The sequence below is a fragment of the Allobrachymonas denitrificans DSM 15123 genome, assembly GCF_900110225.1.
In the GTDB taxonomy this organism is placed as follows: domain Bacteria; phylum Pseudomonadota; class Gammaproteobacteria; order Burkholderiales; family Burkholderiaceae_C; genus Brachymonas; species Brachymonas denitrificans.
Window position 1 is genome coordinate 560,692 of the sequence record NZ_FOCW01000001.1, and the last position, 23,809, is coordinate 584,500.

The 23,809-nt window shown below is 65.6% G+C and carries 22 protein-coding genes and 2 tRNA genes; 16 read left to right on the plus strand and 8 right to left on the minus strand.

What is annotated here, in order from left to right; genetic code table 11:
- The first annotated feature begins 284 nt into the window (after window positions 1–284).
- From tolB to BMW28_RS02665, 7 genes are all read left to right on the plus strand, one after another.
- Window positions 285–1,628: a Tol-Pal system beta propeller repeat protein TolB gene (tolB, locus tag BMW28_RS02635; protein WP_091813475.1), complete on the plus strand. Its 1,344-nt coding sequence runs from the start codon at window positions 285–287 to the stop codon at window positions 1,626–1,628.
- Between the two features lie 46 nt (window positions 1,629–1,674).
- Entirely contained in the window at window positions 1,675–2,163 is a 489-nt protein-coding gene (locus BMW28_RS02640; protein ID WP_091813478.1) for an OmpA family protein, read from the plus strand.
- A gap of 31 nt (window positions 2,164–2,194) precedes the next feature.
- On the plus strand, window positions 2,195–2,980 hold the full coding sequence (ybgF, locus tag BMW28_RS02645; RefSeq protein ID WP_327020809.1) for a tol-pal system protein YbgF: 786 nt from the start codon (window positions 2,195–2,197) through the stop codon (window positions 2,978–2,980).
- A gap of 131 nt (window positions 2,981–3,111) precedes the next feature.
- Window positions 3,112–3,933, plus strand: a complete 822-nt coding sequence (locus tag BMW28_RS02650; RefSeq protein WP_091813481.1) for a tRNA threonylcarbamoyladenosine dehydratase — start codon at window positions 3,112–3,114, stop codon at window positions 3,931–3,933.
- Between the two features lie 53 nt (window positions 3,934–3,986).
- A tRNA-Lys gene (locus tag BMW28_RS02655) sits at window positions 3,987–4,062 on the plus strand.
- Between the two features lie 76 nt (window positions 4,063–4,138).
- Window positions 4,139–4,214 (plus strand) — tRNA-Lys (locus BMW28_RS02660).
- A gap of 73 nt (window positions 4,215–4,287) precedes the next feature.
- Window positions 4,288–6,588 (plus strand): ATP-dependent DNA helicase, encoded by a 2,301-nt coding sequence (locus BMW28_RS02665; protein ID WP_234969948.1) that lies wholly within the window; start codon window positions 4,288–4,290, stop codon window positions 6,586–6,588.
- 74 nt (window positions 6,589–6,662) lie between these two features.
- On the opposite strand, the gene BMW28_RS02670 is transcribed toward BMW28_RS02665, so the two are convergent.
- The 6 genes from BMW28_RS02670 to BMW28_RS02695 all read right to left on the minus strand — a co-directional run bounded on the left by BMW28_RS02670 (window position 6,663) and on the right by BMW28_RS02695 (window position 12,136).
- The gene (locus BMW28_RS02670) at window positions 6,663–7,376 is read right to left on the minus strand and encodes a hypothetical protein (protein WP_091813483.1); all 714 of its coding nucleotides are present in this window, start codon (window positions 7,374–7,376) and stop codon (window positions 6,663–6,665) included.
- A gap of 76 nt (window positions 7,377–7,452) precedes the next feature.
- A complete protein-coding gene (locus BMW28_RS02675) occupies window positions 7,453–7,947 on the minus strand; it encodes a hemerythrin domain-containing protein (RefSeq protein WP_159430688.1) in 495 nt (164 codons plus the stop codon).
- 41 nt (window positions 7,948–7,988) lie between these two features.
- The gene (locus BMW28_RS02680; RefSeq protein ID WP_091813489.1) at window positions 7,989–9,191 is read right to left on the minus strand and encodes a 3-oxoadipyl-CoA thiolase; all 1,203 of its coding nucleotides are present in this window, start codon (window positions 9,189–9,191) and stop codon (window positions 7,989–7,991) included.
- A gap of 32 nt (window positions 9,192–9,223) precedes the next feature.
- Window positions 9,224–10,747, minus strand: a complete 1,524-nt coding sequence (locus tag BMW28_RS02685; RefSeq protein WP_091813492.1) for a 3-hydroxyacyl-CoA dehydrogenase — start codon at window positions 10,745–10,747, stop codon at window positions 9,224–9,226.
- Between the two features lie 96 nt (window positions 10,748–10,843).
- Window positions 10,844–11,614 (minus strand): enoyl-CoA hydratase, encoded by a 771-nt coding sequence (locus tag BMW28_RS02690; RefSeq protein WP_091813494.1) that lies wholly within the window; start codon window positions 11,612–11,614, stop codon window positions 10,844–10,846.
- A 15-nt stretch (window positions 11,615–11,629) separates the two neighbouring features.
- The gene (locus BMW28_RS02695; RefSeq protein ID WP_091813497.1) at window positions 11,630–12,136 is read right to left on the minus strand and encodes a MarR family winged helix-turn-helix transcriptional regulator; all 507 of its coding nucleotides are present in this window, start codon (window positions 12,134–12,136) and stop codon (window positions 11,630–11,632) included.
- A 138-nt stretch (window positions 12,137–12,274) separates the two neighbouring features.
- Between BMW28_RS02695 and badH the strand changes: the two genes are divergently transcribed.
- The 8 genes from badH (at window position 12,275) to BMW28_RS02735 (ending at window position 20,857) form a co-directional block, all read left to right on the plus strand.
- On the plus strand, window positions 12,275–13,042 hold the full coding sequence (gene badH, locus BMW28_RS02700; protein ID WP_091813500.1) for a 2-hydroxycyclohexanecarboxyl-CoA dehydrogenase: 768 nt from the start codon (window positions 12,275–12,277) through the stop codon (window positions 13,040–13,042).
- 51 nt (window positions 13,043–13,093) lie between these two features.
- Complete coding sequence (badI, locus tag BMW28_RS02705; RefSeq protein ID WP_091815401.1) at window positions 13,094–13,876, plus strand: 2-ketocyclohexanecarboxyl-CoA hydrolase; 783 nt, start codon at window positions 13,094–13,096, stop codon at window positions 13,874–13,876.
- Between the two features lie 111 nt (window positions 13,877–13,987).
- Window positions 13,988–15,139, plus strand: coding sequence for a cyclohexanecarboxyl-CoA dehydrogenase (gene aliB / locus BMW28_RS02710; protein ID WP_091813502.1), 1,152 nt, complete (start codon window positions 13,988–13,990; stop codon window positions 15,137–15,139).
- Window positions 15,140–15,182: 43 nt separating this feature from the next.
- A complete protein-coding gene (gene aliA, locus BMW28_RS02715) occupies window positions 15,183–16,826 on the plus strand; it encodes a cyclohexanecarboxylate-CoA ligase (RefSeq protein ID WP_091813505.1) in 1,644 nt (547 codons plus the stop codon).
- Window positions 16,827–16,854: 28 nt separating this feature from the next.
- Complete coding sequence (locus BMW28_RS02720; RefSeq protein ID WP_091813507.1) at window positions 16,855–18,018, plus strand: acyl-CoA dehydrogenase family protein; 1,164 nt, start codon at window positions 16,855–16,857, stop codon at window positions 18,016–18,018.
- 76 nt (window positions 18,019–18,094) lie between these two features.
- Complete coding sequence (locus BMW28_RS02725) at window positions 18,095–19,276, plus strand: acyl-CoA dehydrogenase (protein ID WP_091813511.1); 1,182 nt, start codon at window positions 18,095–18,097, stop codon at window positions 19,274–19,276.
- 82 nt (window positions 19,277–19,358) lie between these two features.
- Complete coding sequence (locus BMW28_RS02730; protein ID WP_091813514.1) at window positions 19,359–20,393, plus strand: zinc-binding dehydrogenase; 1,035 nt, start codon at window positions 19,359–19,361, stop codon at window positions 20,391–20,393.
- A gap of 35 nt (window positions 20,394–20,428) precedes the next feature.
- Window positions 20,429–20,857: an acyl-CoA thioesterase gene (locus BMW28_RS02735; RefSeq protein ID WP_091813517.1), complete on the plus strand. Its 429-nt coding sequence runs from the start codon at window positions 20,429–20,431 to the stop codon at window positions 20,855–20,857.
- Window positions 20,858–20,862: 5 nt separating this feature from the next.
- Here the strand turns inward: BMW28_RS02735 and BMW28_RS02740 are convergent, their stop codons facing one another.
- Entirely contained in the window at window positions 20,863–22,329 is a 1,467-nt protein-coding gene (locus BMW28_RS02740; protein WP_091815402.1) for an aminotransferase-like domain-containing protein, read from the minus strand.
- A 157-nt stretch (window positions 22,330–22,486) separates the two neighbouring features.
- On the opposite strand from BMW28_RS02740, the gene BMW28_RS02745 reads away from it, so the two are divergent.
- Entirely contained in the window at window positions 22,487–23,170 is a 684-nt protein-coding gene (locus tag BMW28_RS02745; protein ID WP_091813520.1) for a LysE family translocator, read from the plus strand.
- 12 nt (window positions 23,171–23,182) lie between these two features.
- Here the strand turns inward: BMW28_RS02745 and BMW28_RS02750 are convergent, their stop codons facing one another.
- Window positions 23,183–23,737, minus strand: a complete 555-nt coding sequence (locus BMW28_RS02750; RefSeq protein WP_091815405.1) for an NADPH-dependent FMN reductase — start codon at window positions 23,735–23,737, stop codon at window positions 23,183–23,185.
- Window positions 23,738–23,809 lie beyond the last annotated feature (72 nt).

The following is a 23,809-nucleotide window of genomic DNA, read 5'->3' on the forward strand; positions in this document are numbered from 1 at the left end:
ATCGAGAAAGTCCGAAACGGTCGTGACTGGCGCTCCATGAGAAAAATATCACCACTTTTTCTTACGGTTTGTAACGGCGCGGGGTGGTGCTCTCCCGCGTTCCCTGTGTAGCATGTCCTGTGCCCGGCGATGTCCGGGATGTGCAGGGGCCCCCTGAGTGCCAATACGGCGCCGGTTTTTGGATGCCGTGCACACGGTGGATCCCGCACCTGAATACGCTGCTTGCCCGACGCAGGGTGGCACTGGTGGCGCCCGCATGGCGCTTCTTCCCACGATTCGTTTCCATGCTGATTGACCTGATACGCCAATCCCTTTCTCCCTTGTTTGTGCGGCACGCCGGCCGGGCTGGCACCAGCCCGAAAGCGCGAAGCGTCGCGCTGACAGGTGTCCTGCTGGCAGGTCTTGCCAGCGCACCGGCCTGGGCCGAGTTCCGCGTCGAGATCACGGGGGCCGGGGTGACCCAGTATCCGATCACCTCATCGCCATTTCGTGGCGAAGCGGAGGCGCCGCAGAAGCCGGCTTCCATCATCCAGGCCGACCTGGTGCGTACCGGCCTGTTCCGTGCCGTGCCGGTCGAGGCCGGGCAGCTCGACGAAAGCAGCAAGCCGGTGGTGACGACCTTCCGCGCCGCCGGCTCCGACTATGTGGTGGCTGGCAGCGTGCAGCGCCAGGGTGATGGCCGCTATGCGGTGCGCTTCCGCCTGTGGGATGTGGTGAAGAACAGCGACATGGGCGGCCAGAGCTACACGGTGCCGCAGGCCGATCTTCGCCTGGCCTCGCACCGCGCTGCCGACTGGATCTACGAGCGCATCACGGGCGAGAAGGGCGTGTTCTCAAGCCGCGTGTCCTACGTGACCAAGGCCGGTGGCCGCTACACGCTGTGGGTGGCCGATGCCGATGGCGAGAATGCGCAGGCCGCGCTGAGCAGCCGCCAGTCCATCATCTCTCCGTCCTGGTCGCCGGACGGCAGCAAGCTGGCCTATGTGTCGTTCGAGAGCGGCAAGCCGGTGGTGTACGTGCATGACGTGCGCAGCGGCCAGCGCCGCGCCGTGGCCAACTTCCGCGGCTCCAACAGCGCGCCGGCCTGGTCGCCGGATGGCCGCACACTGGCCGTGACGCTGACCAAGGATGGCGGCTCTCAGCTCTACCTGATTCCCGCCGCCGGCGGCGAGCCGCGCCTGCTGTCGCGCAGCGTGGGCATCGATACCGAAGCCACCTTCAGCCCGGATGGCGGCAGCGTCTATTTCGTGAGCGACCGTGGCGGTTCGCCGCAGATCTACCGCATTGCCACCAGCGGCGGCGAGGCCAGGCGCATCACCTTCCAGGGCGGCTACAACATCTCCCCCAGCATCAGCGCCGATGGCCGCAGCATGGCCTACATCACGCGCAGCGGCGGCTACAAGGTGGCTGTCATGGATCTGCAAAGCGGCACTGTCAATCTGGTGACCGATACCGCACACGACGAGAAGCCCAGCTTTGCCCCGAACAGCAAGATGATCGTCTATGCCACGCGCACCGCAGGTGGTGAGGCACTGATGACCACCAGCATCGACGGCAAGATCAAGACCCGCCTGGCCGGCCGCAGCGGAGACATCCGCGAGCCGGCCTGGGCACCCATGGGCCGCTGACGCGGACCGCTTTTTACGTTAACCACGCACAAAAGGAGTCATCGACATGCAGCGTACCCTTCTGACCCTCGCCATTGCCGCTTCCCTGGCCGCCTGTTCCTCTGCCGTGAAGGTGGATGAATCGGCCAATGCCGGCTCCGGCACCGATGCGCAATCCACCGTTGCCCCGGTGGGCACCGAATCCGGCCTGGCTGGCAGCGGCGGCCCGCAGGATGCGGCCAAGGTGGTCTACTTCGACTTCGACCAGTACACGGTGCGCGCCGATGCCCGTCCCACCGTCGAGGGCAATGCCCGCTGGCTGAACGCCAACAAGAACGCCAAAGTGATGCTGGAAGGCCATACCGACGAAGTGGGTGGCCGTGAATACAATCTGGCACTGGGCCAGAAGCGTGCCGAAGCCGTGCGCCGTTCGCTGTCCGTGCTGGGCGTTGCCGATTCCCAGATGGAAGCGGTGAGCTTTGGCGAGGAGCGCCCGGCAGTGAGCGGAGGCGGCGAGAACGAGCGTAACCGCCGCGTGGAATTCAAGTACCGCTGATGGGCGGCTTTGCAGGCAGACAGGGATGACCATGAAATCGGATGCTGGAGTGGGGCTGGATGTGAAACGCGGCGGCGCGCCCATGGGCGCGGTGCTGCTGGCGCTGGCGGCTGCGGTGCTGACACCGCTGCCGGCGCAGGCCCAGCTGTTCGGTGACAACGAGGCGCGCCGTGCGATCCTGGACTTGCGCCAGCGTTACCAGACGCTGACGGAGGAGCAGGCGCGCACGCGCAGCAGCATGCTCGAACTGCAGAACCAGATCGATTCCCTGCGCAGCGAACTGGCCAAGTCGCGCGGGCGCGAGGAACAGCTCTCGCGCGACATGGCCGAGATGCAGCAGCGCCAGAAGGATCTGGCGCGTGCGGTGGAGGAGCGCGGCTCTTCCGCGGCGCGTCCGTCCTCGTCTGCCGCCAATGGCGAAGAGGCCGAAGCGGCGGCCGGTGGCAAGGAGAAGGCCGAATTCGATGCCGCCCTGAACCACTTCCGCAAGGGCGACTATGCCAGGGCGCAAACGGCCTTCCGCGCCTTTGTGCGCAACCGTCCGCAAAGCAGCATGAAGACCTCGGCCCTGTTCTGGCTGGGCAACTCGGATTACGCCCAGCGCAACTACCGCAGTGCCATGGCCAACTTCCGTGCCGTGGTGGCGCAGGCGCCGGATCATGAGCGCGCACCGGAAGCGCTGCTGTCGATCGCCAATTGCCAGACCGAGCTGAAGGAAACGGCGGCGGCACGCGCGACGCTGGAGCAGCTGGTGGCCAAATATCCGCGAACCGAGGCGGCGCAGGCTGCGCGGGACCGGCTGGCGCGGCTGAAGTGATCGCTGTTGTCGCGGCTCGCGTACGGCCGCTTGTGATGACGGCGCACGCAGGGCAGGCACCGCTGAAACAATCGCTACTGTAGCGATTGTCTGATGCCCGCCCTGTGCGGGCATTTTGGTATTCTTCACCCATGTCCGAGATGTTTGTGCCCCCGGTTTCCTCTTCTCCCTTGCCTGTCATCGTCGACCGCGCGCGCCGCTTCGGCGGGGTGGGGCGGCTCTATGGCAAGGCCGGAGCAGAGCGCATTGCGCAGGCGCATGTGGTGGTGGTCGGCATTGGCGGCGTCGGTTCCTGGGCGGTGGAGACGCTGGCACGCACCGGCATCGGCCGCCTGACGCTGATCGACATGGACCATGTGGCCGAATCCAACATCAACCGCCAGATTCATGCGGGGGATGCCACTCTGGGACAGGCCAAGATCGTGGCCATGCAGCAGCGCATTGCGGGCTACCATCCCGACTGCCGGGTGGATCTGGTTGATGACTTTGTGACGGCGGACAACTGGGAGCAGCTGGTGCCCGCCGATGCCACGGCCGTGATCGACGCCTGTGACCAGATGGGCGCCAAGACGGCGATGGCGGCCTGGGCCCGGCGCAACAAGGCACTGTTTGTGAGCGTGGGTGCGGCGGGCGGCAAGCAACAGGCGCATCTGGTGGAGCTGGATGACCTGAGCCGGGCCACGCACGATCCGCTGCTGGCGCAGTTGCGCTACCGCCTGCGCAAGCAGCACGGTGCACCGCGCGACGGCAAGAGCATCGGTGTGCAGTGCGTGTTTAGCCGCGAGGCGGTGCAGCTGCCCGTGAGCGACAGCTGCGAGGTGGATGGCATGGTCGATGGCAGCCTGAATTGCGCCGGCTATGGCTCGGCTGTTGCGGTCACCGCCACATTCGGCATGTGCGCAGCCGGCTGGATTCTGAAAAAAATTGCCGAAGCCTTGCCGAAGCCGCGATAAGGGTGCTAGAATTCAAGTCTTCGTTGGGCAGAGATGCTTGATGAAGCAGGAGTGGGTCGTTAGCTCAGTTGGTAGAGCAGCGGACTTTTAATCCGTTGGTCACAAGTTCGAATCTTGTACGACCTACCACTCATATCAGCCACCAGGTGCACAAGCCTTGTGGTTTTTTCTTTCCGGATGCGGCATTTGCCGCGTTCGGGAGTGTGGGTCGTTAGCTCAGTTGGTAGAGCAGCGGACTTTTAATCCGTTGGTCACAAGTTCGAATCTTGTACGACCTACCACCATCCAAGGCGCCAGGAATGCAGATTCCCGGCGCTTTTTTGTTGGTTGCCCAACTCTGGCAAACTGCCAGTAATGTTGTATCCAACCCACTCCGTCGAACAGATGCAGGTGTCTGTGACTGCGCTGTGCGATTTCGCCGCGCGCTCCGGCGATCTGGACCTGCGCTTCACCCCCGGCCCGTCCGCCGTGGAGGGCATGGAAGGCCATCGCATTATTGCAGCCCGGCGCGCACCGGGTTTTGCCAGCGAGGTGGCTGTGCAGGGCGAAGCCGGTTCGCTCAACGTGCGTGGTCGCGCCGATGGTTTTTCGCTGGCCTTGCAGCTGGTGGAGGAGGTCAAGACGCACAAGGGCCCGGTCGACCGCATTCCGCTCAACCAGCAAGCGCTGCACTGGGCGCAGGCCATGGTGTACGGGCATCTGCTGTGCCGGGAGCACGGGCTGGCGCACATGGACGTTCGGCTGCTGTACTACGATCTGCTCGGGCACAAGGAGCATGCCGATACGCGCCGGCTGCAGGCCGCGGAGCTCGAACAGTTCTTTGATGGCCTGTGCGCGCGTTTTCGGCAATGGGGCGAGCAGGAGCAGGTGCACCGGAAAACTTTGCTGGATGCTCTGCAGCAACTGGAGTTCCCGTTAGGGAAGATGCGACCGGGACAGAGGCTGCTGGCTCAACAGGTGTTCATCGGCGCGCGCCGCGGCAGGGTCTTGCTGGCGCAGGCGCCAACCGGCATTGGCAAGTCCCTGGGCACGCTGTTTCCCATGCTGAAGGCGATGGGCGAAGACCGGATCGACAAGTTGCTGTTCCTGAGCGCCAAGACCACCGGCAGAGCCGCCGCGCTGGAGGCGCTGCAGCGCTTGCGCCAGGGCAACGCCCGGCCGCCTTTGCGCGTGGTCGAAATCACCGCCCGCGACAAGGTGTGCGTGCACCCCGGCGCCGCCTGCCATGGCGAGTCCTGCCCCTTGGCCAGGGGCTTCTATGACAGGCTGCCGCAGGCGCGGCTGGATGCCATGCGTCTCGCGGAGACGCAACTGCTGGATCAGGCGCAGATCGCCGCCGTCGCCGCCGAGCACACGATCTGCCCCTATTACCTGAGCCAGGAGCTGGTGCGCTGGGCTGATGTGGTGGTGGGCGACTACAACTACTGGTTCGACACCAGCGCCTTTGTCTACGCCATGGCGGTGGCGGAGGGCTGGCGCGCAGGCCTGCTGGTGGACGAGGCGCACAATCTGGTGGAGCGCGGCCGGGGCATGTACAGCGCATCCCTCAACGGATTCGCCTTGCAGGGCCTCTCGCGGATCGCCCCCAGGCCGCTCAAGCGCCCGCTGACGCGCCTGCGCGCGCAGTGGAACCGCATGATGGAGCAGCTGCAGCCGGGCTATCAGGACGTGGAGCTGGACGAAGAATGGCTGGCCGTGCTGCAGGAGTTCATCGGCCGCACCAGCGACTTCCTGGCCGAGCATCCTGCAGAGTTGCCGGCCGAGCTGCAGCGGTTCTATTTCGATGCGATCCAGTTCACGCGGCTGGCGGAGGAGTTTGGCGACCATTCCTTGTGCGATGTGCTGCGCCCCACCCAACTGCCCGACGTACTGCCGCGCGGCCGGCTGCACGATGGCGTGCTGACCTTGCGCAATGTGGTGCCTGCACCCTTTTTGCGGCCACGGCTGCAGGCGGCAGCGAGTGCGGTGCTGTTCTCGGCCACGCTGCAGCCGCCGCGCTTCTATGCCGACATGCTGGGCCTGCCGGAGGACCATGCCTGGCTGGATGTGCTGGCGCCGTTCAGCGCCGGGCAACTGCAGGTGCACGTTGTGCCGATTTCGACCCGATGGAACGACCGGGAGCGTTCTGTCGAACCGATTGCCGAACTGATTGTGCGCCAGTACCGGGCCCATCCTGGCAACTATCTGGCCTTCTTCAGCAGCTTTGCCTATCTGGAGAAGGTGATTGACAGAGTCAAGGCTATGGATAGTGAAATTCCCCTATGGGAACAAACCAGATCAATGAGAGAAGATGAAAGATCGAAATTTCTTGCCGGTTTCCAGGAGGGAGGGAGTGGAATCGGCTTTGCCGTGCAGGGCGGTGCGTTTGGCGAAGGGGTGGATTTGCCCGGCAGCCGGCTGATCGGCGCGTTTGTTGCCACGCTCGGGTTGCCGCCTGTCGATCCGGTGCACGAGGCCATGCGCAAACGCATCGAGGCGTTGATGGGGCAGGGGTTTGATTATGTGTACCTGTTTCCCGGTCTGCGGAAGGTGGTGCAGGCGGCGGGCCGGGTGGTGCGCACGGAGAGCGACCGGGGCGTGGTGTATCTGATCGATGACCGGTTTGAACGCCTGTTCCAGCGGGGCTTGCTGCCGCGCTGGTGGCGCAGGGGGTAGCGTGTGCGCAATAGGGGTTTGTCTGTTTGCGGTGGTGGGGAGAGATGGCTGACGCAGCGGCCGTGTCCGCAATCTCAGAATGCCAGTTGCTCGTCCCCGTCATCCGGCCGCGCTAGAGGGCTGGCTTTGGCGAGCGCCATCCACACGTCAAAGCGCATCTTCTCGAATGGGCGCTGCGGCGCCGGGCGCAACACGTCCAGGCCGGATGCAGAGGCAATCATCACTCCGCATTCCAGGGGAATGTCGTCCACGCCGCCAATGGGCGCTCCTTTGGCGTTGCAGCCCAGCACGTAATACACCTGCGGCGCCATGGCCAGATAGGCGGCGCGTTTGGCCGGATTGCGCACGTCGCCCAGCAGGTCGGCGCGGCTGACCTTGATCTCGTGCACCACCGGTTCCAGATAGCCCTCCACCGTGGTGTTGCGCACGCTGAAAACATCGGGCATGGCCATGACCCAGGCGGGTTGCGGCTCCTCCTCGGTGCCCTGGTTGATGGAGGCGCGCAGGGCCAGCCCGCGCCAGACGATGCGGCCCTGGCGCTGCATGTGCAGGGCAACCTGTTCCACCAGGGCCTCGTGCGGAGTGCGCAGCTGGCGGTTGCTTTCGCCATATTGCGCCAGCGTGGCGATGCCTTCCGGCGTCAGGCGCAGCGTGTCGCGGCCCTGAGGGTCCGTCTGCTGCTGCAGCAGGCCGGCGGCCAGCAGGTCGATTTCCAGCTGGTCCTGGCAGGGCCAGCCGGCCGAGCGGTACATCTGGCGCAGGCGGGTGAGGTGGCGGCGGGAGAGCATGGCGGGAAGGGCGGGGCTTTGGGTCGCGGGGGGTGACGTGCCCCGGGCCGGTGGGTTGGCTCGCGGGGCGGGCTGCTTACTGCTCCGGGGCTGTCGGCGGCGCGAAGGCGGCAGGAAAAGCCTGTGTTTCCTCCAGCTCCATGTGCTCCTCGTGCATGCGGGTGAACAGGCGCACGGCGGCAATCAGTTCGGCCGGCTGGAACCACTGGTAATTGTCCCTGGCCGCCAGCAGCGAGGGAGCGATCTGCTTCCAGTTCACGTCCAGCCAGCCGTGGTCGGCGGTCAGGCGTTTGGCCAGATGAATCTGTTCCGCATCGCCGCAAGCCAGCAGGCGGGAAAACACGTGCGCTTCCTCGTCTGCATGGTGCTGCGCCGGCGCTTGGGCGAACCAGGCGTGCAGTGCGCCGGCCTCCTTGCGCACTTGCGGCGTGAGCCCCGTATCTGCAATGTCGGCGGCCAACTGGTTGAGGCGCTCCAGCATGGTACGCAGGGCGTGGTGCGTTTCCAGCAAGCCGGCGTGCGGGAGCGAGGGAGTTGCGAAAGGGGCGTTGGAATCAGAAGCGGCAGACATGGGAGTTCCGGATGGGCAGGCTCCCATTATCTGCCCTTCGCTCACACACGTTCGATCACAAGGGCAATGCCCTGGCCGACGCCGATGCACAGGCTGACCACAGCGTAGCGTCCGTTGCGGCGCTGCAGTTCGCGGGCGGCAGTCAGGGCAATGCGCGCGCCTGAGGCGCCGAGCGGATGGCCGATGGCAATGGCGCCGCCGTTGGGGTTGACGCGTGCATCGTCAAACGCCAGGCCCAGCAGCTGCAGGCAGCCGAGGACCTGGGGCGCAAAGGCTTCGTTGATTTCGATGACATCCATGTCGGCCAGGGTCAGGCCGGCGCGTTCCAGCGCTTTCGGAATGGCGTAGGCCGGGCCCAGGCCCATCACGCGAGGCTCCACGCCGGCGACCGCACCGGACAGGATGCGGGCCATCGGGGCAGTGCCCGCCTGTTCGCCCACGGTGCGGTTGCCGATGAACAGGGCGGCAGCGCCATCGTTGATGCCGGAGGCGTTGCCTGCGGTGACCACGCCGCCTTCCTGTAGCGGCGTCAGGCCCTGCAGCACGTCGAAGCCGGATTGCGGGCGGGGATGCTCGTCGTCGCTCACGATGCGCGGCGGAGTCTTGCGACCGGTCGGCACTTCGATGGGTGTGATCTCTCCGTTAAAGAAGCCGTCGGCCAGGGCCCGGGCGTAACGGGACTGCGAGGCGGCAGCGAAGCGGTCGCTGTCGGCGCGGCTCAGCCCCAGCTGTGCGGCCACGTTGTCGGCGGTTTGCGGCATGGTGTCATCGCCGTGGGCCTGGCTCAGGCGCGGGTTGGGAAAGCGGGCGCCGATGGAACTGTCGAACACCCTGAACTCGCGTCCATAGGCGGTTTCGCTCTTGCCCACGACAAAGGGAGCGCGGGTCATGCTCTCGACACCACCGGCGATGTAGAGGGCACCTTCGCCAACGGTGATGGCGCGGGAGGCGTCCAGCACGGCAGCCAGTCCGCTGCCGCACAGCCGATTGACGGTCTGGCCGGGGACGCTGACCGGCAGTCCGGCAAGCAGCGCGGCATGGCGGGCTACGTTGCGGCTGTCTTCACCGGCCTGGCTGGCGCAGCCGAGCAGCACGTCTTCCACCTGTTCCGGCTGGAACGGACTGTCGGCTACCAGCTGGCGGATGACGGCGGCGGCCAGGTCATCCGGGCGCACCGGGGCGAGGCTGCCGCCCTGGCGGCCAAAAGGGGAGCGCAGGCCGGCATAGAGATAGGCATCGAGCATGGTGGGTGTCTCCTGTTTTTCGAGGGTGGGGATCAGTGGTCGGGGGTGAGCAGCGACAGGCCGAGCTGGGCACGGCGGCGCAGCCAGGGACTGGGGCGATAGCGCGGGTCTTCCGTCAGGGCGAACAGGCGGTGCAGGATGCGCAGCACGGTTGGAGCGCCCAGGGCGTCGCCCCAGGCCAGCGGGCCGTGCGGATAGCCCAGGCCCAGCGTCACCGCCTTGTCGATGTCGGCGGGGGTGGCAATGCCTTGCTGCGCCATGTCGCAGCCGATGTTGACGATGCTGGCCAGCACCCGCTGCACGACGCAGCCGGTGCTGTCGCGCACCACGGAGGCCGGGATGCCATCGGCGCTGAACAGTACACGTGCGGCATCGCGTAGGGCCTGGCTGGTGACGGGGGTGGCCATGATCGTGCGGCGGCCGGTGAGGAACAGCGGATCGAGCGCCACGGTGCGGGTGGGGTCGAGGCCGGCCTCGGCGCACAGCGTGCTGGCGTCGTGGCCCAGGGGCAGCACCACGCACAGCGCCTGCGGCGACGGGGTGGATCTGGCTTCCGGCGTGATGCCGAGCGTCTGGAGCAGGGTGGCCACCGGGGGAAATGCCTTCAGGTCGTCCGCATGGATCCATACTGGAGGAAGGCTTTTTAATGAAGGAAGATCCTCTTCGGGGATTTCCAGTTTTTTTCCGCCATCATAGAAATAGAAACCGCGCTGCGTCTTGCGTCCCAGCAGCCCCGCTTGCTGGCGCTGGCGTCCGATCACCGAGGGCCGATAGCGTGGTTCCTGGTAGTACTGCTGGTAAATCGATTCCATCACCGGCTGCGACACATCCAGTCCGGTCAGGTCCAGCAGTTCGAACGGCCCCATGCGGAAGCCGGCGGCGTCGCGCAGGATGCGGTCGAGCACGGCCGGTTCGGCCACGCTTTCGCCGAGCAGACGCAGGGCTTCGGTCAGGTAGCCGCGCCCGGCATGGTTGACGATGAAGCCGGGCGTGTCGCTGGCACGCACCGCGGTGTGCCCCATCTGCTGGCCCAGCGCCACTAGCGTATCGGCCACCTCGGGCCGGGTGAGCGGCCCGGCAATCACCTCGACCACTTTCATCAGGGGCACCGGGCTGAAGAAGTGGAAGCCCGCCACGCGCTCCGGATGCTGCAATCCGGCCGCGAGCGCGGTGACGTACAGGGAGGACGTGTTGCTGGCCAGAATGCAGCCGGGGGAGACACAGGCTTCCAGTTCGGTCAGCAGGGCGCGCTTGGCTTGCAGGTTCTCGACGATGGCCTCGACCACCACCGTGCAGCTGGACAGGTCGGCCAGGCTGGAGGCGGCGTGCAGGCGTGCCACGGCAGCATGGCAGGCATCCTGGGGGATCTTGCCCTTGCCTGCCAGCGTGCCGAGGGTGTCGGCAATCGCCTGGCAGGCCTCGCGCGCACCGCCGGGGCGGGCATCGTGCATCACCACGGGGATACCGCCTTGCGCGGCGATCTGGGCAATGCCGCGGCCCATCAGGCCGGCGCCGACGATGCCCAGCAGGGCGGGGCGGGAAGTTGCAGTGTGCATGGTGTTTCCTGTGTTTGGCAAGCGTGATGAGCGAGGCGAGGCACACCCGGCTGCATGGCAAGCCGGTGCGGACCGTATGCGACGGGGCGGAATGGATCAGTTGCCGGTGTAGTTCGGCGGGCGTTTTTCGAGGAAGGCGCGCGCGCCTTCCTTCTGGTCCTGGCTGGCAAACAGCAGGTTGAATGCCTTGCGCTCCAGCAGCAGGGCGGCGTCAAGCGCGATGTCCTGCCCGGCCAGCACCACTTCCTTGATTTGCGTGGCGGCCAGCGGCGGCATGCCGGCGATCAGCTGCGCCAGTTCAAGCGCGCGGGCCTGCACCTGTTCGTCGTCCACCACCTCGCTGGCCAGGCCCATGGCGAAGGCTTCCTCGCCCTTGAACGGCAGGCCGGTCAGCAGGTATTTCATGGCCTGGAATTTGCCGATGGCGCGCGTGAGGCGCTGCGTGCCGCCGGCACCGGGCATCACGCCCACGCGGATCTCGGGCTGGCCGAAGGTGGCATTGCGCCCGGCCACGATGATGTCGGCATGCATGGCCAGCTCGCAGCCACCGCCCAGCGCGTAGCCGTTGACGGCGGCAATCACCGGCTTGGGGCATTCGGCAATCGACTGCCACAGCAGATGCACGGTGCGCTGCTGCATCTGCACCGCGTTCTTGTGGGCGAACTCGGTCAGGTCGGCGCCGGCGGCAAACACCTTGTCGCCGCCGGTGAGGATGATGGCGCGCACTTCGGAAGACTTCCCGAGGGTGCTGAACTGTTCGGCCAGTTGTTCGCGCACGGCCTGGTTCAGGGCATTGCGCACCTCGGGGCGGTGTATGGCAAGGCGTGCGACGCCGGCGGCAGGGTGGTCGAGCTTCACGAATTCCATCGGGGTTCTTTCAGATCAAGGTGCTTCGCCGTCGGCAGGGGCACCATTGCCGAGCTGTGCAGCATCGGTGCGTTCCATCCCGTCCAGCATCTTCAGCAAGTAATGCAGGGTGTGCGTCATGTCGCTGACCGAAAACTCGCCCAGCAGCGATTCGTAGTAGGCCCGGATCTTGGGCTGGGCATGGTGCTCCCAGACCTGGCGGCCGGACGCGCTGATGGTGACCAGGCGCGAGCGGCGGTCGCGGTCGTCGGGCATCACGGCCAGGTGGCCGTCGCGCTCCATGCGGCTGATCAGGCCCGACAGGTTCTGCCGGCTGACCATCAGGTAGCGCGCCAGGTCGCCCAGGCTCATGCCCCCTTGCACGCTTGGCCGCGAAAGCGCTCCCAGCACCGCCCATTGCTGTGTGCTGAGACCTTCCTGTTCCAGTGCTCTGCTTCCGGTTTTATGCAACATGTTTGCACATTGGTACAAGCGAAAGAATATCCGGTTTGCAAGATCAAAGCGTGTTTCTTCTGTTTTCATAAGGGTAAACCATGAAAAAATTTAAAAACATCGTGCTTGTCAATGTTGTGTTTGATGCTTATTATGACAACATGTTTGCATAAAAGCAAACAACAATGCAAAGATGTTCCATCCATGTTAGCCCCAAGGAGACCTTCCATGAAACGTTATGAAAACCAGACAGCCATCGTGACCGGCGGCGGCGGCGGCATCGGCGGTGCCACGTGCCGGCGTCTGGCGGCAGAAGGTGCCAAGGTTGCCGTCTTCGACATGAACCTGGAGGCTGCCGAAAAAGTGGCCCAGGGCATTCGCGATGCCGGCGGCCGTGCACAGGCCTTCCGCTGCGACATCACCGACCGCGCCAGCGTGGATGCAGCCGTGGCCGACACCATCGCCCAGCTGGGCCCGATCGACACGCTGGTCAACAACGCCGGCTGGGACGTGTTCAAGCCCTTCCTGAAGACCGAATCCGGCGAGTGGGACAAGCTGATTGCCATCAACCTGGTGGGCGCCCTGAACATGCACCACGCCGTGTTGCCCGGCATGGTCGAGCGCAAGAGCGGCCGCATCGTCAACGTGGCCTCCGACGCGGCCCGCGTGGGTTCCTCCGGCGAGGCCGTGTATGCCGCGTGCAAGGGCGGACTGGTGGCCTTCACCAAGACGCTGGCGCGAGAGCATTCCCGCCACAACATCACCCTGAACGTGGTGTGTCCCGGCCCGACCGATACCGCCCTGCTGGCGGGCGTGGCCGAAGGCGCTGCCAACCCCGAAAAGCTGATCGAGGCCTTCACCAAGGCCATTCCGCTCGGCCGCCTGGGCCAGGGCGACGATCTCGCTTCCGCCATCGCCTTCTTCGGCAGCACCGACGCCTCCTTCATCACTGGCCAGGTGCTGTCCGTGTCCGGCGGCCTGACCATGAACGGCTGATTCCGTTTCCACCCGATTCCACACCGACGAGAGATTCCCATGAGCAAAGACATCCAGTTCGAAGACATCCTGTACGAAGTGCGCAATGGCGTGGCATGGATCACCATCAACCGCCCCGACAAGATGAACGCCTTCCGCGGCACCACCTGCGACGAGATCATCAAGGCCCTGAACAAGGCCGGCTATGACCGCGACGTGGGCTGCATCGTGCTGGCTGGCGCCGGCGAGAAGGCCTTCTGCACCGGCGGCGACCAGTCGGCCCACGATGGCAACTACGACGGTCGCGGCACCATCGGCCTGCCGATGGAGGAACTGCACACGGCCATCCGCGATGTGCCCAAGCCGGTGATCGCCCGCGTGCAGGGCTACGCCATCGGCGGCGGCAATGTGCTGTGCACCATCTGCGACCTGACCATCTGCTCCGAGAAGGCCATCTTCGGCCAGGTCGGTCCCAAGATGGGGTCGGTCGACCCGGGCTACGGCACCGCCTTCCTGGCCCGCGTGGTGGGCGAGAAGAAGGCACGCGAAATCTGGTACCTGAACAAGCGCTACAGCGGCCACGAAGCCGTGGACATGGGCCTGGCCAACATCTGCGTGCCGCCCGAGAAGCTGGACGAAACCGTGCAGGAATGGGCCGAGACCATCTGTGAGCGCAGCCCCACCGCCATCGCCATTGCCAAGCGCAGCTTCAACATGGACACGGCGCACCAGAGCGGCATTGCCGGCATGGGCATGTACGCGCTCAAGCTGTACTACGACACCGACGAGTCGCGCGAGGGCGTGAATGCGCTGAAGGAAAAGCGCAAGCCCGAATTCCGCAAGTACGCCAAGTAACACCACCGTCTCCCTCGTTCCCGGCAGTGTGGCTGCCGCCTTGCACGGGTTTTTGCGCCCGTGCGGGGTCGCTGCACCCTGGTGAACCTCCAACGATCAGGACCCAAGAGCATGAATCCCTACATCGATGAAGACCTGCAGGCGATTGCGGAACACGCCCGCCGCTTTGCCACCCACCGCGTCGCCCCCGGCTTTCTGGAGCGCGACGATACCCGTGTGCTGGAGCGCACGCTGATGCGCGAGATGGGCGAGCTGGGCTTCATCGCTCCCGAGTTGCCCGAGGCCTATGGCGGCCAGGGCATGGGGTGCCTGGCCGCTGGCGTGATCCACGAGGAGATCGCCCGCGCCGACCTGAGCATCAGTTACATCAACCTGCTGGCTTCCCTCAATGGCCAGATCCTGTCGCAGCATGGCCGGCCCGAAGTGGTCAAGCCCTGGCTGGAACGCCTCACCAAAGGCGATGCGCTGTTCGCCATTGCCCTGACCGAGCCGCGTGGCGGCTCCGACGCGGCCAACCTGCGCCTGCGCGTGGAGCGGGTGGGTGACGAGTATGTGATCAACGGCGAAAAGACGTCGATTTCCGCAGCCGACCAGGCGGATGCCGCCGTGGTGTTCGGCCGTACCGGCAGCGTCGATTCGGCCGCCCATGGCGTGACAGCACTGCTGGTGCCCATGGACCTGCCGGGCGTGACCACCAACCGTTTCGATTGCCATGGCCAGCGTGCCATCGGCCGCGGCTCGATCTTCTTCGAGAACGTGCGCGTGCCGGTGGACCACCGCCTGGGCGACGAGAACAAGGGCTTCGTGCAGGTGATGCAGGGTTTCGACTTCTCGCGCGCGCTGATCGGGCTGCAGGTACTGGCAGTGGCCAAGGTGGCGCTGGAGGAAACCTGGGAATACGTGGCCGAACGCGAAGCCTTCGGCAAGCCGCTGTCGGCCTTCCAGGGCGTGTCGCACCCGCTGGCCGACTACGAAACGCAGGTGGCGGCAGCGCGCCTGCTCTGTCTGCAGACGCTCTGGAGCAAGGACCACAACCTGCCGCATACCGCCGAGGCGGCCATGTGCAAGTGGTGGGCGCCCAAGCTGTCCTATGACGTGATCCACCAGTGTCTGCTGATGTTCGGACACGGCGGCTACGACCGCGGCGTGATGGAGCAGCGTCTGCGCGACGTGCTGGGCTTCCAGATCGGAGACGGCACCGCCCAGATCATGAAGACCATCATCGCCCGCACCAAGGCCGGCCGCGCTGCCGTACCGGTCTGAAGTACGCCCATCCGCCCGAGACAAACAATTACAGGAGACACCCATGGAATTCGACGCCGTATTGCTGCCGGGGCGCCGTGCCGAGAGCATCGCCAATGGCTACTGGCACGACCGCACCATCAATGACTATCTGCAGGATTGCGTGGAGCAGCATCCCGACAAGCTGGCCCTGACGGCCATCAGCCTGGATGCGAACGGAACGCGCCGCTTTACCTACCGCGAACTGACGCAGATGACCGACCGCATTGCCGTAGGCCTGTCGCGCCTGGGCGTGGGCAAGGGCGACGTGGTGGCCATGCAGCTGCCCAACTGGTGGCAGTTCTCGCTGCTGTACCTGGCCTGCTCGCGCATTGGCGCCGTGCTCAATCCGCTGATGCATATCTTCCGCGAGCGCGAACTCAAGTTCATGGTCAACCATGCCGAGGCCAAGGTGCTGGTGGTGCCCAAGACTTTCCGGGGATTCGACTACGAGGGCATGGCGATGAACCTCAGGCCCGAGCTGCCGAGCGTGCAGCACGTGGTGGTGGTCGGCTCCAAGGCGCGCCACGGTTTTGACGCGCTGCTGTCCGGCCCCGAATGGGAAAACGAGCCTGATGCGGCGGCCATCCTGACGCAGCACCGTCCCGGTGCGGACGATGTGACGCAGATCCTCTACACCTCCGGCACCACGGGCGAACCCAAGGGCGTGCAGCACAGCGCCAACACGCTCGTCTCCAATATCGTGGCCTACGCCGAGCGCATGCACCTCGGTGCCGACGACGTGGTGCTGATGGCATCGCCCATGGCGCACCAGACCGGCTTTCTGTACGGTCTGGTCATGCCCATCGTGCTGCAGGCGCATGTGGTGCTGCAGGACATCTGGGAAGCGAAGCGCGCGATCGAGATCATCAATGCCGAGAAGGTCAGCTTCACGATGGCGTCAACGCCGTTCCTGACAGACCTGACGCGCACCGTGATCGAAACCGGCCAGAGCGTGCCCAGCCTCAAAACCTTTGTCTGCGCCGGCGCTCCGATTCCGGGCCCGCTGGTGGAGCAGGCGCGCAATGGGCTGGGCACCAAGATCATCTCGGCCTGGGGCATGACGGAAAACGGTGCCGTCACCACCACCTGCCCGGAGGACGACGATGTCCTCTCGGTGACCACGGATGGCCGTGCGCTGCCGGGCGTGCAGGTGAAGGTGGTGGATTTCGACGGCAAGGACATGCCGGTGGGCGAAGTCGGCCAGCTACTGGTGCGCTGCTGCTCCAACTTCGGGGGCTACCTGAAGCGCCCGCATCTGAATGCGACCGATGCCGACGGCTGGTTCGAGACCGGCGACATGGCCAGTGTGAACAAGGATGGCTACATCCGCATCAGCGGCCGCAGCAAGGACGTGATCATCCGCGGAGGCGAAAACATTCCGGTGTTCGAGATCGAGTCGCTGCTGTACAAGCATCCGGCCGTGGCCCAGGTGGCGATCGTGTCGTATGCAGACGAACGCCTGGGTGAACGTGCCTGCGCCGTGGCGGTGCTGAACGAGGGCACGCGGTTCGACATGGACACCATGGTGCAGTTCCTGCGCGAGCAGCGTGTGGCCCCGCAGTACATGCCCGAGCGGCTGGTGATCGTGGCATCGATGCCGGCCACGCCCTCCGGCAAGGTGCAGAAGTTCCGCCTGCGCGACATGCTGCGCGACGGCCTGATTTGAGGCCGGCAAGAGACAAGAGGAGTATCCCATGGCAATTGACAACGAATCCTTCGACTTGCTGCTGGCTTCGGTGCAGCGCTTCGTGCGCGAGCGCCTGATTCCGGCCGAGAACGCGGTGGAAGAGCAGGACGAAGTCCCCGCCGACATCGTGCAGGACATGAAGGACATGGGCCTGTTCGGCCTGTCCATTCCGGAAGCCTATGGCGGCATCGGCCTGTCCATGGAGCAGGAATGCCGCGTGGCCTACGAGATCGGCCACACGGCGCTGGCCTTCCGTTCGGTGTTCGGCACCAACGTGGGCATCGGCTCGCAGGGCATCCTGATGGATGGCACCGAGGAGCAGAAGCAGACCATCCTGCCCAAGGTGGCGACGGGCGAGCTGATCATGTCGTTCGCGCTGACCGAGCCGGATGCCGGCTCCGACTCTGCGGCGCTCAAGACCCGCGCCGAGCTCGATGGCGATCACTATGTGCTCAACGGCACCAAGCGCTTCATCACCAACGCCCCGCGCGCCGGCGCCTTCACGCTGATGGCGCGCAGCGATGGCCCCGGTGCCAGCGGCATCAGTGCCTTCATCGTGCCGGCCGATCTGCCGGGCCTGACGCTGGGCAAGCCGGACAAGAAGATGGGCCAGCGCGGCACCAAGACCTGCGACGTGAACATGGACAATGTGCGCGTGCCTGCCGCCAACATCATCGGCGGCGTGCCGGGCCAGGGTTTCAAGACCGCGATGAAGGTGCTGGACCGTGGCCGCCTGCATATCTCGGCCGTGGCCTGCGGCATGGCGCAGCGCATCCTGGACGAGGCGGTGGCCTATGCCCAGCAGCGCAAGCAGTTCGGCAAGCGCATCGGTGACTTCCAGCTGGTGCAGGCCATGCTGGCCGACAGCCAGGCCGAGCTGTACGCCGGATGGAGCATGGTGCAGGATTGTGCCAAACGCTACGACGCCAAGCCCTCGCCCAGCGTCAGCGATCCGGACGTGAGCATGCGCGCCTCGTGCTGCAAGCTGTTCTGCACCGAGATGGTGGGCCGCGTGGCCGACCGCGGCGTGCAGGTGCATGGCGGCTCGGGCTACATCAACGAGTTCCCGGTGGAGCGCTTCTACCGCGATGTGCGCCTGCTGCGCCTGTACGAAGGCACCACCCAGATCCAGCAGATCATCATCGGCCGCGAGCTGATGGGACGGGGATGAACACCGCGGCCAGACGCCCTCCGGGTGCTGGCCGTTCACGCTTATTCGCAGAACAAACACACCGAAGGAATTGACCATGGCACAGAACAAAGCCACTTTTCAATGGGATGACCCGCTGCTGCTCGACCAGCAGCTGAGCGACGACGAGCGCATGGTGCGCGACGCCGCTGCCGCCTACTGCCAGGACAAGCTCGCCCCGCGCGTGCTCAACGCCTTCCGCAACGAGCAGACCGACCTGACCATCTTCCGCGAGATGGGCGAACTCGGCCTGCTCGGCCCCACCATCCCCGAGCAATACGGCGGCCCCGGCCTGAACTACGTCTGCTACGGCCTGATCGCCCGGGAAATCGAGCGCGTCGACTCCGGCTACCGCTCCATGGCCAGCGTGCAATCCTCGCTGGTGATGGTGCCCATCTACGAGTTCGGCAACGAGGCCACCAGGCAGAAATACCTGCCCAAGCTCGCCAGCGGCGAATGGATCGGCTGCTTCGGCCTGACCGAACCCAACCACGGCTCCGACCCCGGCAGCATGGTCACCCGTGCCAAGAAAGTCGATGGCGGCTACAGCCTCACCGGCTCCAAGATGTGGATCACCAACTCGCCGGTGGCTGATGTGTTCGTGGTCTGGGCCAAGGACGATGAAGGCGCGATCCGCGGCTTTGTGCTGGAGAAAGGCTGGAAGGGCCTGAGCGCTCCGGCCATCCACGGCAAGGTCGGTCTGCGCGCCAGCATCACCGGCGAGATCGTGATGGACGAAGTGTTCGTGCCCGAAGAGAACGCCTTCCCCGAAGTGCGTGGCCTGAAAGGCCCGTTCACCTGTCTGAACAGCGCGCGCTACGGCATCGCCTGGGGCGCCCTGGGCGCGGCCGAAGCCTGCTGGCACACGGCGCGCCAGTACACCATGGACCGCAAGCAGTTCGGCAAGCCGCTGGCGGCCAACCAGCTGATCCAGAAGAAGCTGGCCGACATGCAGACCGAGATCACGCTGGGCCTGCAGGGCGTGCTGCGCCTGGGCCGGATGAAGGACGAAGGCACGGCCGCGGTGGAAATCACCAGCATCTTCAAGCGCAACAACTGCGGCAAGGCGCTGGAGATTGCGCGCATGGCACGCGACATGCTGGGCGGCAACGGCATCAGCGACGAATTCGGCATTGCGCGCCATCTGGTGAACCTGGAAGTGGTGAACACCTACGAGGGCACGCACGACATCCATGCGCTGATCCTCGGCCGCGCCCAGACGGGCATTGCCGCGTTCTGAGGCGCATGGCGCCGGCATGGCATCATGAGAGCATGCATGGCAGGGCTCCCGGGGAGCCCTGTTGCATGCAAGGAGACAGGGAATGAAGGCAGTTTTTCTTAAGGGCCACGGCGGCAACGAGGTGGTGCAGGTGGGCGAGCGCCCGATGCCGCAGCGCAAGCCCGGCGAGGTGCTGGTGCGTCTGCGCGCGGCCACGCTCAACCGGGTGGACCTGTACATGCGCGACAGCGGTGCCGGTATTCGCCACCAGCTGCCGCTGATCATGGGGGTGGACGGCGCCGGCGTGATCGAGGAAGTGGATGCGCAGGAACGGCTGCTGCAGCCGGGCCAGCGCGTGGTGCTGTATTCCGGCATCACCTGTGGCCGCTGCGAGTTCTGCCAGCATGGCGAACCGGTGCTGTGCACCAGCATGCAGACGCTGGGCGAGCATTGCGATGGCACGCTGGCCGAGTACATCTCCGTGCCGACGGGCAACGTGTTTCCGATCCCGGACGGACTGGGCTTCGACGAGGCTGCGGCGCTGGGGGTGAACTACCTGACGGCCTGGCGCATGCTGTTTACCAAGGCGCAGCTTAAGCCCTGGGAGACGGTGCTGGTGTTCGGCATTGGCGGCGGGGTGTCGCTGGCGGGCATGCAGCTGGCCAAGGCCGCCGGTGCGCGCGTGATCGTCACCTCGCGCGAGCAGCACAAGGTGGATCGTGCCATGGAACTGGGGGCCGACGCCGGCATCTGCAGCAGCAGCGAGGACGTGCAGAAGCGCGTGATGGAGTTGACCGGCGGACGTGGCGTGGACGTGGTGTTCGAGAACGTGGGCGAGGCCGTCTGGAGCACGGCGCTTAAGTCACTGGTGCGCGGCGGGCGCATCGTCACTTGCGGCGCCACGACCGGGGACCAGCCTGGTGCCGACCTGCGCCGCCTGTTCATCCGTCAGCTGCAGGTGATCGGTTCCACCCTGGGCAATCCGGGCGAGCTGCAGGACTTGCTGGCCTGGTGTGCACAAGGCAAGGTGCGGCCCCTTATCGACCGCGTGCTGCCACTGGAGGCGATCCACGAAGGGCTGGACGTGCTGGAGCGCAACGAACAGTTCGGCAAGCTGGCGATTGCCATTGGCGACTGACGTATAGTGCTGTCAAACGAACCGAGTACATCCCCATGGCACGCCTGAAATTCGACGCTCTTGACCACTACCCGTTCTGCACCGAACTGCAGATCTACACCAGCCACATCAACCACGGCAACCACCTCGACAACGCCCAGCTGCTCACGCTGGTGTCCGAAGCGCGGCTGCGCTTCATCCGCTGGCTGGGCTATGACGAGAGCGATGTGCTCGGCCTGGGCACGGTAGTGGGCGACGTGGGTGCGCAATACTTGTCCGAAGGCTTCCACGGCGATGTGCTGCAGATCGAGATGGCGCCGGCCGACTTGAGCCGCTACGGCTTTGATGTGGTGTTCCGTATCCGCGAAAAGACCACGCAACGCGAGGTGGCGCGCGGCAAGGTCGGCGTGGTGCTGGTGGACAAGCAGGCGCGCAAGGCGGCACCCATGCCGGATGCGGTGCGGGAGAAGCTGCTATCGGTGTGAAAGTCTCACCCGCCAGCCGTTGCCTTTGACAGGCGCACCTCTCTCTGATAGGCCCGCCAGAAGGCCATATCCTGCCCTGCCGCGAAATTGAGCCGCATGCGCGTGCTGCTGCAGCGCTCCGGATAGAACAGGTGTCCGGGCGCAATCAGCCAGCCGTGGTCCAGCAGGCGCTGCGCCAGTTGCTCGGTATCGACGCCGGTTTCCACCCAGCCGAACAGCCCAGCAGGAGGCGCGGCGAAGCTGGCGCCATGGCGCAGGGCGAGCTGCACGGTGCGGCTGCGCGCGGCGTCCAGCCGGCTGGTCACGGCTTCGGTGTGGCGGCGCAGCCAGCCATGCTGCAGGCACAGGCTGAGTGCCCGTTCGGTCGGTGTGACGGTGTTGAGGCCGGCGATCAGCTTGGTGTCCAGCAGTTCGGGGATCCAGTCCGCCGGGGCGGCAATGCATCCCACACGCCAGCCGGGGGCGATGATCTTGGCAAAGCCGGTCACGTAGAAGGTGCGCTTGAGGCCATCGAGCGCGGCATAGCGCGGGCTGTGGGCGGGGGCGAACGCGGCGTAGGTGTCGTCTTCGACGATGAAGAAATCGTACTGCTGCGCCAGTTGCAGCACATGGTGCGCCTGCGTCAGGTTCAGCGAATGGCCGGTGGGGTTGTGCAGCACTGAAACCGTCGTATATGCCTTGGGCCGATGGGTGGCAGCGAGCTGTTCCAGCGCGGCGACATCCACTCCTTGCGGGCCGCGCGGAACGGGCAGCAGGCGCACGCCCATGCGCGTGAGCCGTGCGAATTCGACCGACCAGCCGGGGCTGTCCACCAGCACCGCGTCGCCGGGGCTGAGCAGGGTGCGCGCCACCACATCCAGCGCATGGGTGGCGCCGCTGGTGGTGATGATCTGCGCGGAGGGGGTTGTTATGCCGAGCGATTCCAGATGCAGGGCCAGCATGTCGCGCAGCAGGGGGTCGCCCTGGGCCGTGCCATACAGCGCTCCGCTGGAGCTGTTGTCCTGCGCCACGGCGCGGCGCAGCGCCTTGATCAGCAGCCCTTCATCCAGCCAGCTTGCCGGCAGCACACCGGAGGCGGGCGAAGGGCGGCTGGCGTCCATGGAGTCCTTCACCTGGTTGCGCACCCCGGCGGGAAACATGGTGCGGATCAGGCTGCCGATGTCGTTGGGAAAGGCGAGCGGAGTGCGGTCTGCCGTAGCGGCGCTGGCGGCGGGAGTCAGTGCGTTGCGCTCCCGTACAAAGAAGCCCCGGTTGCGCTCCGAACGGATCAGGCCCTGCGCCAGCAACTGGTCGTAGGCCGCGACCACGGTATGGGGGCTGACGGCATAGCGGCTGGCGCAGTGGCGGATGGACGGCAGGCGCGTGCCCGCCGCCATCAGGCCGGCGTCGATGCGGCTGGCGAAAAGCCGGGCCAGTTGCTCCGACAGCGGGGCAGGGTCCGTGCGCGAAAGGGGAGCAGGCTCGGGTGTCATGTTGTCGCTCGCCAAGGTGTGTCGCTATTGCTTCCAGTACAGAAGGCAGCAGTGTTTCAAGAACTGTATCGTATCTGTACTGGATTTGGGCGATGTAATGCAGAGACGTTTCCTGGATGGCGGATGCCCCGCCACCGGTTTCTGCAAAGGTCTTGCCATGTCTCTCGACGTCCTCACGCTCACGCTGTCCATCGTTCCCTACATCGTGGTGATGTCCATCACGCCGGGGCCCAACAACCTGATGCTGCTCAGTTCCGGCGTGCGGTTTGGCGCGCAGCGCAGCCTGCCGCATATGCTCGGCATCTCGGTTGGCGGTGCGGTGATGATCGTGCTGACCGGCCTCGGTCTGCTGGAGCTGTTTCAGCGCCATCCGCTGTTGCAGCAGGGTGTGCAGTGGGGCGGCATGGCGTATCTGCTCTGGCTGGCCTGGCAGATGACGCGCGCGCCTGCACCGCAGGAGGCCCTGGAGCAGGAAGCGCTTGTGCCGGGCGGGGCTGCACAGCAACCACCCGGCCATGCGCAGGGCGCATCTTCGGCAGAAGCGCTGGCCCGCCCGCTCGGGTTCTTGGGCGCGGCAGCCTTCCAGTGGGTCAATCCCAAGATGTGGATGATGGCGCTCGGCCTGCTCTCGGCCTATCTGCCTCCGGGGCAGGGCGTTGCGGCCGTTGCCCTGGTCGCGCTGGTGTTTGGCGTGACCAATCTGCCGTGCATCTCGGTATGGGCGATTGCCGGCCAGCATTTGCGCCATTGGCTGCAGCAGCCTGCCCGGTTGCAGGCGTTCAACTGGAGCATGGCAGCCGCATTGCTGCTGTCGATGGCCCCGGTGCTGCTGCGCCAGTGAGTGGGCAAGGGGTCAGGCCGCGTGCTTCTTCACCCAGGCGGCATAGGCATCCATCCAGCCCTGCAGGAACTTGCGCGAGCCCTCATTGGCCACGCTGCCGTCTTCCGCAAAGAACTTGTCATCCACCTTGAGGAACACTTCGGGCTGCCCCAGCGTGGGCGCATCCAGATAGGCCAGGATGTTGCGCAGGTGCTGCTGCGCCAGCGCCGTGCCGATGGCGCCGATGGAGGCCCCCAGCACACCCGCCGGCTTGCCGGCCCAGACGTTCTTGCCGTAGGGGCGCGATGCGTGATCCAGCGCGTTCTTCAGCACGCCGGGGACCGAACGGTTGTATTCGGGCGTGACGAACAGCAGCGCTTGTGAGTCGCTGATGGCCTGCTTGAATTGCAGCACCACTTCGGCCTGCTGCTTGTCGTCATCCTGGTTGTAGAGCGGCAGCTGGCTGATGTCGAGGTACTGGAACTGGAAGTCGTGCGGTGCGAGTTTTTCCAGCGCCTGGGCCAGGCGGCGGTTGTAGGAATCGCGGCGCAGGCTGCCGACGATGACGGCGATTTGGGTCATGGCAATCTCCTTTTCCAGCAGAGGATGCGGCAAGCGCGGGCCCCTTGCTGTAGGACCACGGCGCGATCGCGAGCATGC

What these genes read in the sequence shown, in the direction of transcription:
- tolB (WP_091813475.1), top strand. Translation starts at nt 285, where the DNA reads ATGCTGATTGACCTGATACGCCAATCCCTTTCTCCCTTGTTTGTGCGG.
- BMW28_RS02640 (WP_091813478.1), top strand. Translation starts at nt 1,675, where the DNA reads ATGCAGCGTACCCTTCTGACCCTCGCCATTGCCGCTTCCCTGGCCGCC.
- ybgF (WP_327020809.1), top strand. Translation starts at nt 2,195, where the DNA reads ATGAAATCGGATGCTGGAGTGGGGCTGGATGTGAAACGCGGCGGCGCG.
- BMW28_RS02650 (WP_091813481.1), top strand. Translation starts at nt 3,112, where the DNA reads ATGTCCGAGATGTTTGTGCCCCCGGTTTCCTCTTCTCCCTTGCCTGTC.
- BMW28_RS02665 (WP_234969948.1), top strand. Translation starts at nt 4,288, where the DNA reads ATGTTGTATCCAACCCACTCCGTCGAACAGATGCAGGTGTCTGTGACT.
- BMW28_RS02670 (WP_091813483.1), bottom strand. Translation starts at nt 7,376, where the DNA reads ATGCTCTCCCGCCGCCACCTCACCCGCCTGCGCCAGATGTACCGCTCG.
- BMW28_RS02675 (WP_159430688.1), bottom strand. Translation starts at nt 7,947, where the DNA reads ATGTCTGCCGCTTCTGATTCCAACGCCCCTTTCGCAACTCCCTCGCTC.
- BMW28_RS02680 (WP_091813489.1), bottom strand. Translation starts at nt 9,191, where the DNA reads ATGCTCGATGCCTATCTCTATGCCGGCCTGCGCTCCCCTTTTGGCCGC.
- BMW28_RS02685 (WP_091813492.1), bottom strand. Translation starts at nt 10,747, where the DNA reads ATGCACACTGCAACTTCCCGCCCCGCCCTGCTGGGCATCGTCGGCGCC.
- BMW28_RS02690 (WP_091813494.1), bottom strand. Translation starts at nt 11,614, where the DNA reads ATGGAATTCGTGAAGCTCGACCACCCTGCCGCCGGCGTCGCACGCCTT.
- BMW28_RS02695 (WP_091813497.1), bottom strand. Translation starts at nt 12,136, where the DNA reads ATGAAAACAGAAGAAACACGCTTTGATCTTGCAAACCGGATATTCTTT.
- badH (WP_091813500.1), top strand. Translation starts at nt 12,275, where the DNA reads ATGAAACGTTATGAAAACCAGACAGCCATCGTGACCGGCGGCGGCGGC.
- aliB (WP_091813502.1), top strand. Translation starts at nt 13,988, where the DNA reads ATGAATCCCTACATCGATGAAGACCTGCAGGCGATTGCGGAACACGCC.
- aliA (WP_091813505.1), top strand. Translation starts at nt 15,183, where the DNA reads ATGGAATTCGACGCCGTATTGCTGCCGGGGCGCCGTGCCGAGAGCATC.
- BMW28_RS02720 (WP_091813507.1), top strand. Translation starts at nt 16,855, where the DNA reads ATGGCAATTGACAACGAATCCTTCGACTTGCTGCTGGCTTCGGTGCAG.
- BMW28_RS02725 (WP_091813511.1), top strand. Translation starts at nt 18,095, where the DNA reads ATGGCACAGAACAAAGCCACTTTTCAATGGGATGACCCGCTGCTGCTC.
- BMW28_RS02730 (WP_091813514.1), top strand. Translation starts at nt 19,359, where the DNA reads ATGAAGGCAGTTTTTCTTAAGGGCCACGGCGGCAACGAGGTGGTGCAG.
- BMW28_RS02735 (WP_091813517.1), top strand. Translation starts at nt 20,429, where the DNA reads ATGGCACGCCTGAAATTCGACGCTCTTGACCACTACCCGTTCTGCACC.
- BMW28_RS02740 (WP_091815402.1), bottom strand. Translation starts at nt 22,329, where the DNA reads ATGACACCCGAGCCTGCTCCCCTTTCGCGCACGGACCCTGCCCCGCTG.
- BMW28_RS02745 (WP_091813520.1), top strand. Translation starts at nt 22,487, where the DNA reads ATGTCTCTCGACGTCCTCACGCTCACGCTGTCCATCGTTCCCTACATC.